The organism is Streptomyces sp. NPDC046866 (assembly GCF_040704625.1).
Lineage (GTDB): Bacteria > Actinomycetota > Actinomycetes > Streptomycetales > Streptomycetaceae > Streptomyces.
The window spans coordinates 1-17,108 of sequence record NZ_JBEYXN010000050.1 but is presented as its reverse complement, the minus strand read 5'-3'; the positions used below and the strand labels follow the sequence as shown (position 1 = coordinate 17,108).

The window sequence follows — 17,108 nt, the reverse complement described above, 5'->3', positions numbered from 1 at the left end:
CCTCAAACGCCGGCGAGGCTGGATGGATCCAGCCCGCGCGGCGTTTGAGCGCACCGGGCGCGCAGCGCCCGGAACCGGGTCCGGGCGGAGCCCGGTTTCGGGAAGGGGCGGGGAGGGGACGGGCTCCGCGCAGCGGGAGCCAGGGGCGGGCCGCCGCCCCACGCCCGCCGGACGGAGTCCGCCGCAGCGCCGCGAAGCCCGTGAGGCGCCCCGGCACCGAGCGGTGCGAGCGGCACGTCAAGAAGGGGCGTGGCGGCGGGCGCGGAGGGCCAGGCTCAGGGAGAGGACCGTTTCCGGGTCGTCCAGGTCGGTGCCGAGGAGCTCCGAGATGCGGGCCAGGCGGTTGTACAGGGTCTGCCGGTTCAGGTGCAGCTCCCGCGCGGTCTCGGCCTTGCGGCCCGCATGGGCCAGGTACGTCTCCAGGGTCGGCAGCAGCGGCGGCCGCGAGGCGGCGTCGTGGACCCGCAGGGCCCCGATCGCCCGGTCCACGAACGCCGCCAGGTCGGGATGCTCCCGCAGCCGCCACAGCAGCAGGTCGATGTCGAGCCGCCGCGCGTCGTACCACGGCCGCGCCGGCAGCCCGTGCGCGGCGGTGGCGGTCTCCGCGGCGTGCCGCAGCCCGGCGGAGGCGGCGGCCCAGCTGCCGGCGACGCCGACCACCACGGCCGGCGGGGCGGCGGCCCGGTCCAGCCCGGCCCGCTCCACCCCGGCCCGCAGGGCGGCCGCGACCCGGTCGGCGACGGCGGTCCGCTCGGATTCGGTGCGCAGGGACACCAGCAGCGGTACCCGCCCCTCCACCGGCCGCACCCCGAGCAGCACCGGCACCCCGACCGAGGCCAGTTCCTCCAGCACGGCGCGGGCGAGCACCGCCCAGTTCCCCGACGGGCCGAGGTCCGTCGACAGCCGCATCACCACCGGCAGCAGCGGCCCCGCCCCCGGCTTGAAGCCGAGCACCCGCGCCTGCGCCGGGGCGTCCTCGGCGGAGATGCGGCCCTCGGCCAGGTCGGTGAGGAAGTCGCCGCGGCCGCGGGCGGCGAGCTCCTCCTCCTGTCGTGCCTGCATCAGCACGACCGCGAGCACGCCCGCCGTCCGCTCGGCCGCCATCCGGTGCACCGGGAGCAGCGGAGCCGAGACGCCGAGCAGCACGAGCCGAGCCCGGACGGAGCCGGTGCCGTGCCCGCCGCCGGGGACGTCGACGACCACCGCGTGCGCGGACGGCTCCACCTCGCGCTGCCCGCGCAGCCCCTCCCACACCTGGAGCGGGTCCGCCGCGGCCTCGGCGCCCACCGGGCCCGCCCCGTAGAGGAGTTGGCCGTCGGGGGTCTCCAGGAACACCGGGTTGGCCGTGAAGTCGGCCAGGATGCGCAGCACCTGCGGGATGCCGCCGCCGCTGAGCAGGGCCTCGGTGCAGCGCCGGTGGACCTCCTCGGCCCGCTGGAGCAGTGCGTAGTGCCCGTTGACGATCTCGGTGTGGACCTCCTCCGTCACCGTGACGAACGGGACCTCGCGGTGCAGCTGCACCAGCGGCAGGCCGGCCGCCCGCGCCGTTTCGACGAGGGGCGCCGGGAGCCGGGTGAAGCGCGGCCCCAGTTCGACGACGAGCGCGGCGATCCCCCGCTCCGCGAGGCGGCGTACGAAGGCCCGCTGCTCGGCGGGGCGGGTGCCCAGCCCCAGGCCGGTGGTCAGCAGCAACTCCCCGCCCTTGAGCAGGGATGCGATGTTCGGCACCTCTCCCGCGTGCACCCAGCGCACGGTACGGCCGAGCCGGTCGGCGCAGGCCACGACCTCCGGCAGCCCGCTGCGCAGCCCGGGCAGCTCGAGCGCCCGCTGAACGGTGATCCCGCCCTGGTTCTCCATGGCGTGGGACGCTACCGCCCGCAAAGGTTGCCGGCACATCACCGGCCGGTCACGGGGCCCGAGTTGCCCCCTTCCGGCCCGACAACTCGTCGGCTCTCCACGGAGATTATCGGACCGCGTGCCGATTGTGGCGTGCATCACGTACACGCCACAGTGGCGCCCCTCCGACAGGAACGAGGTCTTCGCCATGAGCGCAGGCACCACCGGCAGATCCCCCGCCCCGTCCCCCTCCCCGTACCCCCCGGCCGGACCCCCGCAGGTCCAGCGCCTCAAGGCCAACTCCGTCGGCCTGGTCGGGGTGGTGTTCATGGCGGTCGCCACCGCCGCCCCCATCACCGCCATGACCGGCAACCTCCCCATCGCCGTCGGCTTCGGCAACGGCACCGGCGCCCCGGCCGGATACCTCTTCGCGACCGCCGTCCTGACCGTCTTCGCGGTCGGCTACGTCGCCATGGCCAAGCGGATCACCGCCGCCGGCGCCTTCTACGGGTACATCTCGCACGGCCTGGGCCGGATCGCCGGCATGGCCTCCGGCATGCTCGCGGTCCTCGCGTACGTCGTCTTCGAGGCCTCGATCGTCGGCGTCTTCTCCTACTTCGCCCAGACCACCGTCCACGACCAGCTCGGCGTCGACCTGCCCTGGGTCGTCTACGCGGCCGCCATGCTCGCCGTCATCGCCGTCCTCGCCCACTTCGACATCAACCTCACCGCCAAGGCCCTCGGGGTGATGCTCGTCGCGGAGATCGCCGTCCTCTTCGCGGTGGCCACCGCCGTCCTGGTCGCCGGAGGCGGCCCGGACGGGATCCCCGTCGAGCCGGTCAACCCGAAGAACGCCTTCACCGGCACCTCCGCCGGCCTCGGCCTGTTCTTCGCCTTCTGGTCCTGGGTCGGCTTCGAGTCCACCGCCATGTACGGGGAGGAGTCCCGCGAACCCAAGCGCGTCATCCCCCGCGCCACGCTGATCTCCGTCGTCGGCGTCGGCCTCTTCTACATCTACGTCTCCTGGATGACCATCGCAGGCAACGGGCTCGACGCGTCCGTCGCCCTCTCCGCCTCCGCCAGTCCGCTCGACCTGTTCTTCGCCCCGACCAGGACCTTCATCGGCGCCTGGGCCGTCGACGCCTTCCAGTGGCTGCTGCTCACCGGCTCCTTCGCCTGCGGCATGGCCTTCCACCAGTGCGCCGCCCGCTACCTGTACGCCATCGGCCGCGAGGGCTTCCTGCACCCCGCCCTCGGCCGCACCCACTCCCGCCACGGCTCCCCGTACGTCGCCTCCGTCGTGCAGACCGTCATCGCCGTCGGCCTCGTCGCCGGCTTCCGGCTCACCGGCCAGGACCCGTACCTGCACCTCTACACGCTGCTCGCGATCCTCGGCACCATGGCGATCCTGATCGTGCAGACCCTGTGCTCCTTCGCGGTCATCGGCTACTTCCGCAAGAACCACCCCGAGGACCGGCACTGGTTCAGGACCTTCACCGCACCGCTGCTCGGCGGGATCGGGATGACCGCCGTCGTGGTCCTGCTGGTGCTCAACATGGAGACCGCGGCCGGCGCCGCCGCCGGCTCCCTCTTCTTCAAGCTGATCCCCTGGATCGTCGGCGCGGTCTTCTTCGGCGGCCTGGCCCTGGGGTTCTGGCTCAAGTACAAGGCCCCCGAGCGCTACGAGGTCATCGGCCGCATCGTCCTGGAGGACTCCGCCGAGCGCGACGGCTCCGCCGCCCTGCCGGACCCCGCCGCCCCGTCCGACCCCACCGCCGCGCACGTCCGATAAGGAGCCACCGCCATGGCCCGTACCCCCCTCATGCACGCCCTGCGCCGGCTCGCCGCCGAACACGCCGCCGCCCGCCGGCTCGGCTTGCCCGCCGCCGAGGTCCGCGGCTCCACCCGCCGCGAACTCCTCGGGCGGGCCGCCGCCCTCGGCCTCGGCACCGCACTGGCCTCCTCCGCCGCCGCGTACGCCGCCCCCGCGCCCGCCCCCGCCAAGAGGCCCTCCGGCCCCGTCCGCGTCGCCGTCGTCGGCGCCGGCATCTCCGGCCTGACCGCCGCCCTCACCCTCCAGGACGCGGGCGTCCCGTGCACCCTGTACGAGGCCAACCCCGCCCGCGTCGGCGGCCGCATGTGGACCCAGCGCGACCACTGGGCGTACGGCCAGACCTCCGAGATCGGCGGAGAGCTGATCGACACCAGCCACAAGAAGATCCTGGAGCTGTGCCGCCGCTTCAACCTGCCCACCGAGGACTTCCTCGGCGGCGGCCCCAACGGGGCGGAGGAGGTCCTCTGGTTCAACGGCGGCTACTACTCCCGCACCCAGGCCGACGAGGACTTCAAGGCCGTCTACCAGGCCCTGCACCGCGACCTCCAGGACTCCGGCGAGGTCTCCTGGAACTCCTCCACCCCCGCGGGCACGGCCCTCGACAACATGACCCTGTACGAATGGATCGAGACCCGCGTCCCCGGCGGCCACGGCTCCCGGCTCGGCCGGTTCATCGACGTGGCCTACGCCGTCGAGTACGGCGCCGACACGCAGGCGCAGTCCGCCCTCGCCCTGGTCCTGCTGATGGGCTACCAGCCCAACCCCGGCAACTTCAACGTCTGGGGCCTGTCCAACGAGCGCTACCACATCACCGGCGGCAACGACCGCCTCCCGAACGCCATCGCCGCCGCCCTCAACCCCGGCACGCTGGTCATGGGCCGCGAGCTGGTCGCCGTACGGGCCAACGCCGACGGCACCCAGACCCTCACCTTCGACGACTCCGGCGCCGTGCGGACCGCCACCGCCGACCACACCGTGCTGTGCGTGCCCCTGCCGATCCTCCAGCGCATCGACACCACGGCCGCCGGCTTCGACCCCCTCATGAGGAACCTCCTGCGTGATGCCCGGATGGGCTACTGCACCAAGCTCAACATGCAGTTCACCGCCCGCCCCTGGCGCGGCACCGGCCCCTGGCCCGGCGTCTCCGCGGGCGACTGCTTCACCGACTCGCCCGTCCAGCAGACCTGGGACACCACCAAGGTCCAGCCCGGCAGCGGCGGCATCCTGCTCCAGTACGGCGGCGGCTCCCCCGCCGGGGCGCTCACCCCGGGAAGCCCCTTCGCCACCGAGGCCGACCCGTACGTCCGCGACCTCGCCGGCCGTGTGCTGAGCGGCGTCGACTCCTTCTTCCCGGGCACCAAGGCCGTGTGGACCGGGCGGGCCCAGCTCTCCGCCTGGCACCGCAACCCGTACTCCCTGGGCGCCTACTCGTACTGGCCCACCGGCTACCTGCACCGCTACGCCAAGTACGAGGGCACCGCGCAGGGCAACGTCCACATCGGCGGCGAGCACTGCAGCTACGACTTCCAGGGCTTCATGGAGGGCGGGGCCACCGAGGGCGAGCGGGCGGCGCGGGAGGTGATCGCCGCCCTGGCCTGAGCTAGAGCGGCCGGATGTTGTGGTTGAAGCGGAAGACGTTCTCCGGGTCGTACTCCCGCTTCACCTCGGCCAGGCGCCGGTAGTTGTCGGCGCCCACGCCGGCCATCACCCGCTCGGCGCCCTCGTCGCCGATGAAGTTGAGGTACGTCGCGCCGGTGCTCCAGGGAGCGACCCCGGCGCGCACGTCCCGGACCCACTCCCGGATCCGCTCGTCTTCCGCCGGCTCCTCCCAGATCCCGAACGGGTGCACCGCCCACGCCGCGTCCCGGTGCCCGAGCGGCCAGTCGCCCGCGCCCTCGGCGATGGCGCCGCCCTGCGGCCACACCAGGTGCTGGGTGCCCGTGGGGACCGGCATCGCCTCGCCCAGCGCGCAGAACGCGTCCACGAAGGCGTCCGGCACGCCGGTGAGGTACTCCGCCGACCAGTAGTTCCGCATCCCGGGCGGGTCGTCCAGCATGCACTGCAGCTCCGCGTACGGGATGGCCGTGACGATCTCCGCCTCGTGCGGGACCGCCAGCAGGGGCTCCGCCAGCTTGCGCAGCCGGTCCTCGGGGCCGGGGTACACCAGCAGCGCGCCGCACAGCCGTTGGCCCACCAGGTGCTCCGGCAGGAACTCCTCCGGCGGGCCGGTGAGGTAGAGCGCGGCGCCGCCCGTCTCTGCCGGGCCCGACTCGACGATCTCCCGGAACGTGGCGATCACCTGCGGCCCGTACTCCGGCAGGCAGAACATCATGGCGATGGACAGGGCCGGCAGGTCGTGCAGGCGCAGGGTCAGCGCCGTCGCGACGCCGAAGTTGCCGCCGCCGCCGTGCAGCGCCCAGAACAGGTCGGGCCGCTCCTCGGCGGTGGCCTCCACGACCGTGCCGTCGGCGGTGACCAGCTCGACGCCCAGCAGGTTGTCGGAGGCCAGCCCGAAGGCGCGCGAGAGCCAGCCGTCGCCGCCGCCCAGGACGAAGCCGCCCACTCCGGTGGTGGAGACCCGGCCGCCCGGGGTGGCCAGGTCGTAGGGCAGGCAGGCGCGGTCCAGGTGGCCCATGGTGGCTCCGCCCCCCAGCCGTACCGCCTTGGCGGCCGGGTGGACGGTGACCTCGTTCATCCGGCGCAGGTCCACCACCACACCGCCGTCGTTGAGGGCCATCCCGGCGACGCTGTGGCCGCCGCCGCGCACCGCGACCGGCAGGTCCAGGTCCCGGGCGAACCGCACCGCGGTGACCACGTCCGCGACGCTGTCGCACTGCGCGATGACGGCCGGCCTACGGTCGATCATGGCGTTGAAGACGCGCCGGGCCTCGTCGTACCCCGGGTCGCCGGGGGCGAAGACCTCGCCTGCCAGATCCTCGCGGAGCGCGGCCAGGGCCGTCCCCGCCTTGGAGAGGGGCGCCATGGGGACCCCTCCTTCCGGAAGGAGGGCAAAGGACCTTTCCAGCCTAGGCGCCCTCCCCCTGCCCGGCGCGTCGTTCCGGCCGGGGGCGTCCGGCAGCGGCCGCTCAGCCGCCGGCTCAGCCCGCGTGCTCAGCCCCCGTACGCGCCGCTCGCGGTGAGCCGCAGGGCCGTGTCGATCAGGGGGACGTGGCTGAACGCCTGCGGGAAGTTGCCCACCTGGCGCTTGAGCCGCGGGTCCCACTCCTCCGCCAGCAGCCCCAGGTCGTTGCGCAGGGCCAGCAGTTTCTCGAAGAGGTGGCGGGCCTCGTCGACACGGCCGATCATGGCCAGGTCGTCCGCCATCCAGAACGAGCAGGCGAGGAAGGCGCCCTCGTCGCCCTCCAGGCCGTCCACGCCGGCCTCCTCGCCCGCCGTCGGGTAGCGCAGGATGAAGCCGTCCGGCGTGGACAGCTCGCGCTGGATCGCCTCGATCGTGCCGATGACCCGCTTGTCGTCCGGCGGCAGGAAGCCCATCTGCGGGATCAGCAGCAGGGAGGCGTCCAGCTCCTTCGACCCGTACGACTGGGTGAAGGTGTTGCGCTCCTTGTCGTAGCCCTTCTCGCACACGTCCTGGTGGATCTCGTCGCGCAGCTCGCGCCACCGCTCCAGCGGCCCCTCCGCGTCGCCGCTCTCGATCAGCTTGATCGTGCGGTCCACCGCGACCCAGGCCATCACCTTGGAGTGCACGAAGTGCCGCCGCGGGCCGCGCACCTCCCAGATGCCCTCGTCCGGCTGGTCCCAGTGGGACTCCAGGTAGCGGATCAGCTTCAGCTGCAGGTCGGACGCGTAGTCGTTGCGAGCCAGACCCGTCATGTGGCCCAGGTGCAGGGCCTCGGTGACCTCGCCGTAGACGTCCAGCTGGAGCTGGTGCGCGGCCCCGTTGCCCACCCGGACCGGGCGGGAGTTCTCGTAGCCGGGCAGCCAGTCCAGCTCGGTCTCGCCGAGCTCCCGCTCGCCGGCGATCCCGTACATGATCTGGAGGTTGTCGGGGTCTCCGGCCACCGCCCGCAGCAGCCACTCGCGCCACGCCTGGGCCTCCTCGCGGTAGCCGGTGCGCAGCAGCGAGGAGAGGGTGATGGCGGCGTCGCGCAGCCAGGTGTAGCGGTAGTCCCAGTTCCGGACGCCGCCGATCTCCTCCGGCAGGGAGGTGGTGGGCGCGGCCACGATGCCGCCGGTGGGCCCGTACGTCAGCGCCTTGAGGGTGATCAGGGAGCGGATCACGGCTTCCCGGTAGGGCCCGTGGTACGTACAGTTGTCGACCCATTCGCGCCAGAACACGGTGGTCGCGGCGAGCGCCCCCTCGGCGTCCGGGGTCTCCGGGGCGCCCTTGTGGGAGGCCTGCCAGCTGATGCAGAAGGCGATCCGGTCGCCGGCCGCCACCGTGAAGTCGGAGTACGTCGTCAGGTCCTGGCCGTACGTCGGCGCCTCGCTGTCCAGCCAGACCGAGTCCGGGCCGGCGACGGCGACGGTGCGCCCGTCGACCTTGTGCACCCAGGGCACGACGCGCCCGTAGCTGAACCGCATGCGCAGCGCCGACTGCACCTGGACCTGCCCGCTGACGCCCTCGACGATGCGGACCAGCTGCGGCGCGTGGTCCTCGCGGGGCGGCATGAAGTCGATGACGCGGACGGTGCCGCCGGGGGTGTCCCACTCCGACTCCAGCACGAGCGTGTCGCCCTGGTAGCGGCGGCGGTCGGCGCGCGGCGCCGGCGTCCCCTCGGGGAAGGCCGGGCCGATCCGCCAGAAACCGTGGTCCTCGGTGCCCAGCAGGCCGGCGAAGACGGCATGGGAGTCGAAACGCGGCAGACACAGCCAGTCCACCGACCCGTCCCGGCAGACCAGGGCGGCGGTCTGCGTGTCGCCGATCAGTGCGTAATCCTCGATGCGCCCGGACACGTTGCTTCTCCAGTCGAACGGCCACGTCCGCCCCGAAGGGCGCTTGCAATGCGCGGTTGCGCGGTTTTGTCGTGTGTGGGATCCCCGCACTGAGCTCATGATTCCGGATGCGGCCGGGTTACGCCGTCTGCCGGACTGCTCGGCGGCGATGTGGAGCGATATCCGAGCAGGATATGACGGCACCCTAGTGATCCCCTGAAGTCTCGGGAGAATGGCGCTGGGCCGAACGGGTGAGGACGGCGCCGACCGGCCACGACGTGGCCGGGACCTGCTGTACGGGCGCCCGTCGCAGCCTGTCAGGCAGCCGTCGCGGGGCGTGCCCGGGGGCGTGCCCGGAGGCGGAGCGGCCCGGGCGCTGATAGGCTGGTACCCCGTGGACCGGTGGTCTGCCTGTGCGCATCAGGCACCCCGAAACCGCAGCTTCGGCGCCCCCTGAGACCTTCCGGTTCGACGGTGGCCGGCGCCGGAAGCACCTCACTTCGCGACCACGGGAGCCCCCTCTTGGCGATGCCGCCCGCTGCTTTTCGAAACAGCACAGCCATGACGACCAAGCACATCTTCGTCACCGGGGGTGTCGCCTCCTCCCTCGGCAAGGGCCTGACGGCCTCCAGCCTGGGTGCGCTGCTGAAGGCGCGCGGCCTGCGGGTCACCATGCAGAAGCTCGACCCGTACCTGAACGTCGACCCGGGCACGATGAACCCGTTCCAGCACGGCGAGGTCTTCGTCACCAACGACGGCGCCGAGACCGACCTGGACATCGGCCACTACGAGCGCTTCCTCGACGTCGACCTCGACGGCTCGGCCAACGTCACCACCGGCCAGGTCTACTCGACGGTGATCGCCAAGGAGCGCCGCGGCGAGTACCTCGGTGACACCGTGCAGGTCATCCCGCACATCACCAACGAGATCAAGCACCGCATCCGCCGGATGGCGACCGAGGACGTCGACGTCGTCATCACGGAGGTCGGCGGCACGGTCGGCGACATCGAGTCGCTGCCGTTCCTGGAGACCGTCCGCCAGGTCCGCCACGAGGTGGGCCGCGACAACGTCTTCGTCGTACACATCTCGCTGCTGCCCTACATCGGCCCCTCCGGCGAGCTGAAGACCAAGCCGACCCAGCACTCGGTCGCCGCCCTGCGCAACATCGGCATCCAGCCCGACGCGATCGTGCTGCGCGCCGACCGCGACGTCCCGACGTCCATCAAGCGCAAGATCTCGCTGATGTGCGACGTGGACGAGGCCGCCGTGGTCGCCGCCATCGACGCCAAGTCGATCTACGACATCCCGAAGGTGCTGCACACCGAGGGCCTCGACGCCTACGTCGTGCGCAAGCTCGACCTGCCGTTCCGCGACGTGGACTGGACGGTCTGGGAGGACCTGCTCGACCGGGTCCACAACCCCGACCACGAGGTCAAGGTCGCGCTCGTCGGCAAGTACATCGACCTGCCCGACGCCTACCTGTCGGTGACCGAGGCGCTGCGCGCCGGCGGTTTCGCCAACCGGGCCCGCGTCCAGATCAAGTGGGTCACCTCCGACGACTGCAAGACCCCCGCCGGTGCGGCGGCGCAGCTGTCCGACGTCGACGCCATCTGCGTCCCCGGCGGCTTCGGCGACCGCGGCGTGAACGGCAAGGTCGGCGCGATCACCTACGCCCGCGAGAACAAGATCCCGCTGCTGGGCCTGTGCCTGGGCCTGCAGTGCGTGGTGATCGAGGCCGCGCGGAACCTGGCGGGCATCCCGGAGGCGAACTCCACCGAGTTCGACGCCTCCACCCCGCACCCGGTCATCTCGACCATGGAGGAGCAGCTCGCCTTCGTCGAGGGCGCGGGCGACCTGGGCGGCACCATGCGTCTGGGCATGTACACGGCCAAGCTGGCCGAGGGCTCGATCGTGCGCGAGGTCTACGGCGACGCGTACGTGGACGAGCGCCACCGCCACCGCTACGAGGTGAACAACGCCTACCGCGGCGAGCTCGAGAAGAAGGCCGGCATCGTCTTCTCCGGCACCTCCCCGGACAACAAGCTCGTCGAGTACGTCGAGTACCCGCGCGAGGTGCACCCGTACCTGGTGGCCACCCAGGCCCACCCGGAGCTCCGCTCCCGCCCGACCCGCCCGCACCCGCTGTTCGCGGGCCTGGTGAAGGCGGCCGTGGAGCGCCAGCAGGCGGCCCGCTGACGAGCGCATAACGTAGACGGCCGGGACACGGGCATCCGTGTCCCGGCTGTCGCGCGTTCGGAGGGCTTCGCGGAATGAACATCAAGGACACGGCCGAGTCGTGGGAGACGCTGTCGAGCCGGCGGCCCTTCGAGGGGAAGAAGACGGCGGTCGTCACGGACGAGGTCCGGATGCCCGACGGCTCGGTGGTCACCCGCGACTACCAGGCGCACCCGGGCTCCGTGTGCGTGCTGGCGCTGGACGCGGACGGCGCGGTGCTGGTGCTGCGCCAGTACCGGCACCCGGTGCGGCACAGGCTGTGGGAGCTGCCGGCCGGGCTGCTGGACGTGCCGGGGGAGAACCCGCTGCGCGCGGCGCAGCGGGAGCTGTACGAGGAGGCGCACGTCAAGGCGGAGGACTGGCGGGTGCTGGTGGACTTCTTCGCCTCCCCCGGAGGCTCGGACGAGGCGATCCGGATCTTCCTGGCGCGGGACCTCGCGGAGGCGGAGGGGGAGCGGTTCTCGGCCTCGGAGGAGGAGGCCGACATGGAGGTGGCCCGGGTCCCGCTCGCGGACCTGGTCCGCGGCGTCCTGGCCGGCGAACTGGGCAACCCCGGCCTGGTCACGGGCGTCCTCGCCCTGTCCGCCGCGCTGGCGGGCGACGGCATCGAAGCCCTCCGCCCGCCCCAGGCCCCCTGGCCGGCCCGACCGTACGAGGCCTGACCGCGCCCCTCTCCGACGCCGGCGCCCGAGCCCCGGCCCGCCCGCCCCCCGCCCGTGCGAGTCCTGACACCAGCGCCTCCCCGGCAACCCGCGCCGGTCCGGCGCCGCCGAGTCCGGAGCCCCGGTGCGGGCCCGGCGTGCGAGGCCTGAGGGCGGCGTCTTCCCGGCGACCCGCGCCGGCCCGGCGCTGCCGTGTCCGGGGCGCGGGTCTGGGGCAGAGCCCCGGGCGGCCCGGCGTGCGAGGCCTGAGGGCGGCGTCTTCCCGGCGATCCCCGCCGGTCCGGCCTCGCCGGCGTCCGGGGCGCGGGTCCGGGGCGGAGCCGGTCCCGGCCTGCGCCCGCGGCGTCTTTCCCGGGCTCGCCGGTCCGAGGTGGGGTCCGGGGCGGAGCCCCGGTTTCGGGAAGGGGCGGGGAGGCGGGAACGGCTCCGCGCAGCGGCAGCCCCACCGCCCCGCGGCTCGCACCGCCCCGGGGCCGCACCGCCCCGGGGTCCGCACCACGACGGGTCCGCCGGCCCGGCCCGGCCCGGCCCGGCCCGGGCCCCCGGCCCCGGTGCCAGCCGCCAAGGCCGCCCGGCAGGCCAGCGGCCCGAGGCGCCGGCATGGGCCGGATGGGGGGCGGTGTGAACATCTGTTGATCCGGTCGGGGGACGTGACCGCCGCGCTCCCCACGGGCCGTCGCTCTGCGTGAACTACGCTCGCACCCCGAAGGCAGGGAGAGGAGCGGATCCGTGGCGGATTTCGTCGGGCGGCGGCGCGAGCTGAAGGAGCTGCGCGAGGACATTGCGCGCACGGGCCTGGACACCCTCTCGGGCCGCAAGGCCAAGGCCCCCCGCGCCCGCCTCCTCCTCATCGCGGGACGCCCCGGCTCCGGCCGCACCGCCCTCGCCGAGGCCCTGGTCCGCGAGGTCGCCGCCGACTACCCCGACGGGCTGCTGCGCGTCCGCCTCACCCTCCCCGGCGGCGAGGCCGTCACCACCGAGCGCGCCCTGCGCACCCTCCTGGAGGGGCTCGGCCTGCCCACCCCGCCCGGCGCCGCCGAGGACGAGCTCAGCTCCGCCCTGCGCGCAGCCCTGGCCGGCAAGCGCGCGATCCTGCTCGTCGACGACGCCGCCGATCCCTACCAGGTCGACGCCCTGCTCCCGGACACCCCCGAGTGCCTGGTCGTCCTCACCGCCGAGGGCCCGCTCACCGGGATCCCGGACGTGCGCCCCTGCACCCTCGGCGGCCTCGACACCCCCTCCGCCGTCGGGATGCTGGCCCGCCGGATCGGCGACACCCGCATCACCGTCGACCCCACCGCCGCCGCGGCCCTCGCCGAGGAGTGCGGGGGCATGCCGGCCGTGCTCGCCCTGATCGGCGGCTGGCTCGCGGCCCGCCCCAAGGCCTCCGTCTCCGACACCGCCAAGCAGCTGCACGACATGCCGCCCGGCACCGACGGCCCGCTCGGCCGCGCCTTCCGCCTCGTCTACGAGTCCCTCCCGCAGCCCGCCCAGCGCACCCTGCGGCTGCTGCCCCTGGCCCCGGCCGGCATCGTCGACTCGCACACCGCCTCCGCGCTCGCCGGCTGCTCGGTGGCCGCAGCCCAGGCCACGCTGGAGGACTTCGCCGCGCTGGGCCTCGTACGGCACGCGCCCGACGGGCTGTTCCTGCTGCCCGGGTGCCTCGCCCCGCTGCTGCGGTCCCTGCTGGAGACCAAGGAGCGCCCCGGCGAGGTGCAGCTGGCCCGGGCACGGATGCTGGAGCGCACCGTGCGCCTGCTGCATTCCTGCCGGGTCATGGCCGAGGCCGACGCGGCAGAAGAGGCACCGGACGCACAGGAGGTGCGCGAGGTGCTGGAGGGGCTGCCGCGGGCCCTGCGCTTCCCGGACCGCCGGGCCGCGGCCACCTGGCTCGACACCCGGCTGCCCGGCCTGACGGCGGCCGCCACCCTCGCCGTGGCCGACGGCGACCTGGACACCCTGGCCCGCCGCCTGGTCGCCGCCCTGGTCAGGGCCCTGGCCGCACACCGCGGAACGGCCGCCGCCGCCCCCGAGCTGTACGGGCTCCACCGCCTGGTCCTGGACGTGGCCGAGCGCCGCGGCCTGCACCGCGAGCAGGCCGCGGCCCTGCTGAACCTCGCCGACCTGGACGCCGAGACCGGCCGGACCCAGGAGGCCCTGGAGCGGTACCGGGCCGCCCTGGACGCGGGACGCGCAGCGAACGACCCGTACGCCACCGGCCGGGCGATGGAATCCGTAGGCGGCGCCTACCAGGAGCTCGCCGACTGGCACCGGGCCGCCGACTGGTTCGGCCGGGCCCTCGCCCAGGCCCTGGCGCGGGGCGAGCGCGCGGACGAGGCCCGGCTGTACGGGCGGCTCGGCAACGCCCACACCCACGCGGGCCGGTACGGGGACGCGATGCGCAGCTGGCGGGCGGCCGCCGCGGGCTACCGGAAGCTGGCCGATGTCCCCGGCCAGGCAAGGGCGTTGAGCGAGATGGCCCGCATCCAGGAGTACGCCGGCCGCCCCGAGGAATCGCTGCACACCTGCCGCGAGGCGATCGAGCTGGCGCGCCGCGCCGGGGACCTGCGCCTTCAGGCCGCGCTGCAGGTCAGGCTGGCCGACACGCTCGACCGGCTGGGTGATCCGGCGGCCGCCCGGCTGCACCGGTCGGCGGCCGACAGATTGCTGGGAGACGACCCCGCAGCCTGCGAAATCCGTAGTGGTTCCGACTGAGATTATTGGTTTGCAAGGCTAGACAGGGCCTCATCCTTCATTAGACTGGCTTCACCACGTCATCTCGTGGTGCATCCCGTTGCGCGCTCTTGTGGACGGGTATGTATGGAAGTGCCCCGTTATATCCCCTGAGCCAAGGACCGTGATCGACGATGAAGGTCGGCATCCCCCGCGAGGTCAAGAACAACGAGTTCCGGGTCGCCATCACGCCCGCCGGCGTGCATGAGCTGGTCCGCAACGGCCACCAGGTCTTCATCGAGCAGAACGCCGGTGTCGGCTCCTCGATCTCGGACGCCGAGTACGTCGCCGCCGGCGCCGAGATCCTCGGCACGGCGGACGAGGTGTGGCAGACCGCCGACCTGCTGCTGAAGGTCAAGGAGCCCATCGCGGAGGAGTACCACCGCCTCCGCAAGGACCAGACCCTCTTCACCTACCTGCACCTGGCGGCCTCCCGCGAGTGCACGGACGCCCTGCTGCAGTCCGGCACCACCGCCATCGCGTACGAGACGGTCGAGCTCGCCAACCGCGCGCTGCCGCTGCTCGCCCCGATGTCCGAGGTCGCGGGCCGCCTGGCCCCGCAGGTCGGCGCCTACCACCTGATGCGCTCGGCCGGCGGCCGCGGCGTCCTGCCCGGCGGTGTCCCCGGCACCCACGCCGGCGAGTGCGTGGTCATCGGCGGCGGCGTCTCCGGCTGGAATGCCGTGCAGATCGCCATCGGCATGGGCTTCCACGTGACCTTGCTCGACCGCGACATCAACAAGCTGCGCGAGGCCGACAAGATCTTCGGCACCAAGGTCAAGACGATCGTCTCCAACGCCTACGAGCTGGAGAAGGCCGTCGTCGAGGCCGACCTCGTCATCGGCGCCGTACTGATCCCGGGTGCGAAGGCCCCGAAGCTGGTCACCAACGAGCTCGTCGCCAAGATGAAGCCCGGAAGTGTACTTGTCGACATTGCCATCGACCAGGGCGGCTGCTTCGAGGACTCCCGTCCGACCACCCACGCCGAGCCGACCTTCCAGGTCCACAACTCGGTCTTCTACTGCGTCGCCAACATGCCGGGCGCGGTGCCGAACACCTCCACCTACGCGCTGACGAACGCCACGCTGCCCTACATCGTGCAGCTCGCGAACCTCGGCTGGGTCGAGGCGCTGCGCCGTGACCCCGCGCTCGCCCTGGGCCTCAACACCCATGACGGCCAGGTCGTTTACGGCCCGGTCGCCGAGGCCCACGGCCTCGAGCACACCGAGCTGGGCACCCTCCTCGGCTGAGCCGAACGCCCCGTCAACGACTGACGTCAATCTCACGTCTCCGGCCGGACCTTGCGCGCAAGGTCCGGCCGGACGCGTTTGCGGAGCGGCGGCGCGCCCGGTTCAACTCGCGTCGAACGTAACCCTTTAACCCTTTCGCACACCTGCGAAACTTCACAGTGACAGCGCGGGCGCCCTTGACAGAGTGGTGTTCGCTTGCCGACACATCGTTAGCGGTCCGGTGGATTGTGTTGCCGCTGAGCGGTGACACGCCATAGAGTCGCCAACCGTCGGCATGGTGCCACGCTGACCTATCGATAAGTGTCCTGGTCACGTCCGAGGAGGTAAGACGACTTGTGAATGAGTCGACATTTACTCCTGGGGGTGGTCGAGCAGGAACGCCCGATCGGGACCGGAACCCGGCCGGGCTCGAAGCTGTCGGCTCCGTCGCGGTCCGCACCTTCGCAAACCACCAGCACATGACGACGCCCCAAAAGAGCATGGACGGCCTAGACGTGAACTCCACGGCCGGCGACCACAGCGGCGATACGCCCATTGGTTTCGCCGACTACGACCAGGTGCCCGAGGGGCACTTCTACGACCCCGACGCGGAGTACGAGCCCGACCCCGAGTACGCGGCCACCCTCGCACCCGACGCTGCCCGCCAGCGCCGCGAGCGGATCGGCCCGACCGGACGGCCGCTGCCGTACTTCCCGATCCCGGGTCCGCTGACCGACCACGGTCCGGCGAAGATCATCGCGATGTGCAACCAGAAGGGCGGCGTGGGCAAGACCACGTCCACCATCAACCTGGGCGCCGCACTCGCCGAGTACGGACGGCGCGTCCTGCTCGTCGACTTCGACCCGCAGGGCGCGCTGTCCGTGGGCCTCGGCGTGAACCCGATGGAACTCGACCTCACGGTCTACAACCTGCTCATGGAGCGGGGCATGTCGGCCGACGAGGTGCTGCTCAAGACGGCGGTCCCGAACATGGACCTGCTGCCGAGCAACATCGACCTGTCCGCCGCCGAGGTGCAGCTGGTCAGCGAGGTCGCGCGCGAGTCGACGCTGCAGCGGGCGCTGAAGCCGCTGATGAACGACTACGACTACATCGTGATCGACTGCCAGCCCTCGCTGGGCCTGCTGACCGTGAACGCCCTGACGGCGGCCCACAAGGTCATCGTCCCGCTGGAATGCGAGTTCTTCGCCCTGCGCGGCGTCGCGTTGCTGACGGAGACCATCGAGAAGGTCCAGGAGCGCCTCAACCCGGAGCTGGAGCTCGACGGCATCCTCGCCACGATGTACGACTCCCGTACGGTGCACAGCCGAGAGGTGCTGGCGCGCGTCGTCGAGGCCTTCGACGACCACGTCTACCACACGGTCATCGGCCGGACGGTCCGCTTCCCGGAGACCACGGTCGCCGGCGAGCCGATCACCACGTACGCCTCCAACTCCGTCGGGGCCGCCGCCTATCGCCAGCTGGCCAGGGAGGTGCTCGCCCGGTGTCACGCCGAGTGAGTCTGCCCGGAGCCGACGAACTGTTCCGCACGACCGGGGGGATGGCGCTGCAGTCGTCCTCGCCGCGGCGGTGTTCACGTTGTAGACGGGTATGCCGGTCAGCCCCAGCTCGTACGCCGCCCGCTGGCCGGCGGTGGAGGCCTGGAAGCAGTACCCCGCCGGAACG

At 72.8% G+C, this 17,108-nt stretch carries 10 protein-coding genes; 7 read left to right on the top strand and 3 right to left on the bottom strand.

All coding sequences use genetic code 11. From position 1 onward, the window contains the following. Positions 1–237: 237 nt before the first annotated feature. Complete coding sequence (locus AB0953_RS34715) at positions 238–1,857, bottom strand: PucR family transcriptional regulator (RefSeq protein WP_366863596.1); 1,620 nt, start codon at positions 1,855–1,857, stop codon at positions 238–240. Positions 1,858–2,164: 307 nt separating this feature from the next. On the opposite strand from AB0953_RS34715, the gene AB0953_RS34710 reads away from it, so the two are divergent. Beyond that, the gene (locus AB0953_RS34710; RefSeq protein ID WP_366863598.1) at positions 2,165–3,628 is read left to right on the top strand and encodes an APC family permease; all 1,464 of its coding nucleotides are present in this window, start codon (positions 2,165–2,167) and stop codon (positions 3,626–3,628) included. A gap of 12 nt (positions 3,629–3,640) precedes the next feature. After that, complete coding sequence (locus AB0953_RS34705) at positions 3,641–5,269, top strand: NAD(P)/FAD-dependent oxidoreductase (protein ID WP_366863595.1); 1,629 nt, start codon at positions 3,641–3,643, stop codon at positions 5,267–5,269. A gap of 1 nt (position 5,270) precedes the next feature. On the opposite strand, the gene AB0953_RS34700 is transcribed toward AB0953_RS34705, so the two are convergent. Both AB0953_RS34700 and AB0953_RS34695 read right to left on the bottom strand, forming a co-directional pair. Then, on the bottom strand, positions 5,271–6,653 hold the full coding sequence (locus AB0953_RS34700) for an FAD-binding oxidoreductase (protein WP_366863594.1): 1,383 nt from the start codon (positions 6,651–6,653) through the stop codon (positions 5,271–5,273). A gap of 128 nt (positions 6,654–6,781) precedes the next feature. Further along, positions 6,782–8,587, bottom strand: a complete 1,806-nt coding sequence (locus AB0953_RS34695; RefSeq protein WP_366863593.1) for a glycoside hydrolase family 15 protein — start codon at positions 8,585–8,587, stop codon at positions 6,782–6,784. A 507-nt stretch (positions 8,588–9,094) separates the two neighbouring features. Here AB0953_RS34695 and AB0953_RS34690 point away from each other — a divergent pair. The 5 genes from AB0953_RS34690 (at position 9,095) to AB0953_RS34670 (ending at position 16,942) form a co-directional block, all read left to right on the top strand. After that, the gene (locus tag AB0953_RS34690) at positions 9,095–10,762 is read left to right on the top strand and encodes a CTP synthase (protein WP_366863597.1); all 1,668 of its coding nucleotides are present in this window, start codon (positions 9,095–9,097) and stop codon (positions 10,760–10,762) included. Positions 10,763–10,836: 74 nt separating this feature from the next. Then, entirely contained in the window at positions 10,837–11,463 is a 627-nt protein-coding gene (locus tag AB0953_RS34685) for an NUDIX hydrolase (RefSeq protein ID WP_366863592.1), read from the top strand. Between the two features lie 729 nt (positions 11,464–12,192). After that, positions 12,193–14,178, top strand: a complete 1,986-nt coding sequence (locus AB0953_RS34680; protein WP_366863591.1) for a tetratricopeptide repeat protein — start codon at positions 12,193–12,195, stop codon at positions 14,176–14,178. A 152-nt stretch (positions 14,179–14,330) separates the two neighbouring features. Next, complete coding sequence (gene ald, locus AB0953_RS34675) at positions 14,331–15,446, top strand: alanine dehydrogenase (RefSeq protein ID WP_366863590.1); 1,116 nt, start codon at positions 14,331–14,333, stop codon at positions 15,444–15,446. Positions 15,447–15,904: 458 nt separating this feature from the next. Next, on the top strand, positions 15,905–16,942 hold the full coding sequence (locus AB0953_RS34670; RefSeq protein ID WP_361920210.1) for a ParA family protein: 1,038 nt from the start codon (positions 15,905–15,907) through the stop codon (positions 16,940–16,942). The last annotated feature ends 166 nt before the right edge of the window (positions 16,943–17,108 follow it).

Excerpts from the sequence above, each read along its gene's own strand:
- AB0953_RS34700 (WP_366863594.1), bottom strand. The coding sequence starts at position 6,653 with ATGGCGCCCCTCTCCAAGGCGGGGACGGCCCTGGCCGCGCTCCGCGAG.
- AB0953_RS34705 (WP_366863595.1), top strand. The coding sequence starts at position 3,641 with ATGGCCCGTACCCCCCTCATGCACGCCCTGCGCCGGCTCGCCGCCGAA.
- AB0953_RS34670 (WP_361920210.1), top strand. The coding sequence starts at position 15,905 with ATGACGACGCCCCAAAAGAGCATGGACGGCCTAGACGTGAACTCCACG.
- ald (WP_366863590.1), top strand. The coding sequence starts at position 14,331 with ATGAAGGTCGGCATCCCCCGCGAGGTCAAGAACAACGAGTTCCGGGTC.
- AB0953_RS34685 (WP_366863592.1), top strand. The coding sequence starts at position 10,837 with ATGAACATCAAGGACACGGCCGAGTCGTGGGAGACGCTGTCGAGCCGG.
- AB0953_RS34715 (WP_366863596.1), bottom strand. The coding sequence starts at position 1,857 with ATGGAGAACCAGGGCGGGATCACCGTTCAGCGGGCGCTCGAGCTGCCC.
- AB0953_RS34690 (WP_366863597.1), top strand. The coding sequence starts at position 9,095 with ATGCCGCCCGCTGCTTTTCGAAACAGCACAGCCATGACGACCAAGCAC.
- AB0953_RS34710 (WP_366863598.1), top strand. The coding sequence starts at position 2,165 with ATGGCGGTCGCCACCGCCGCCCCCATCACCGCCATGACCGGCAACCTC.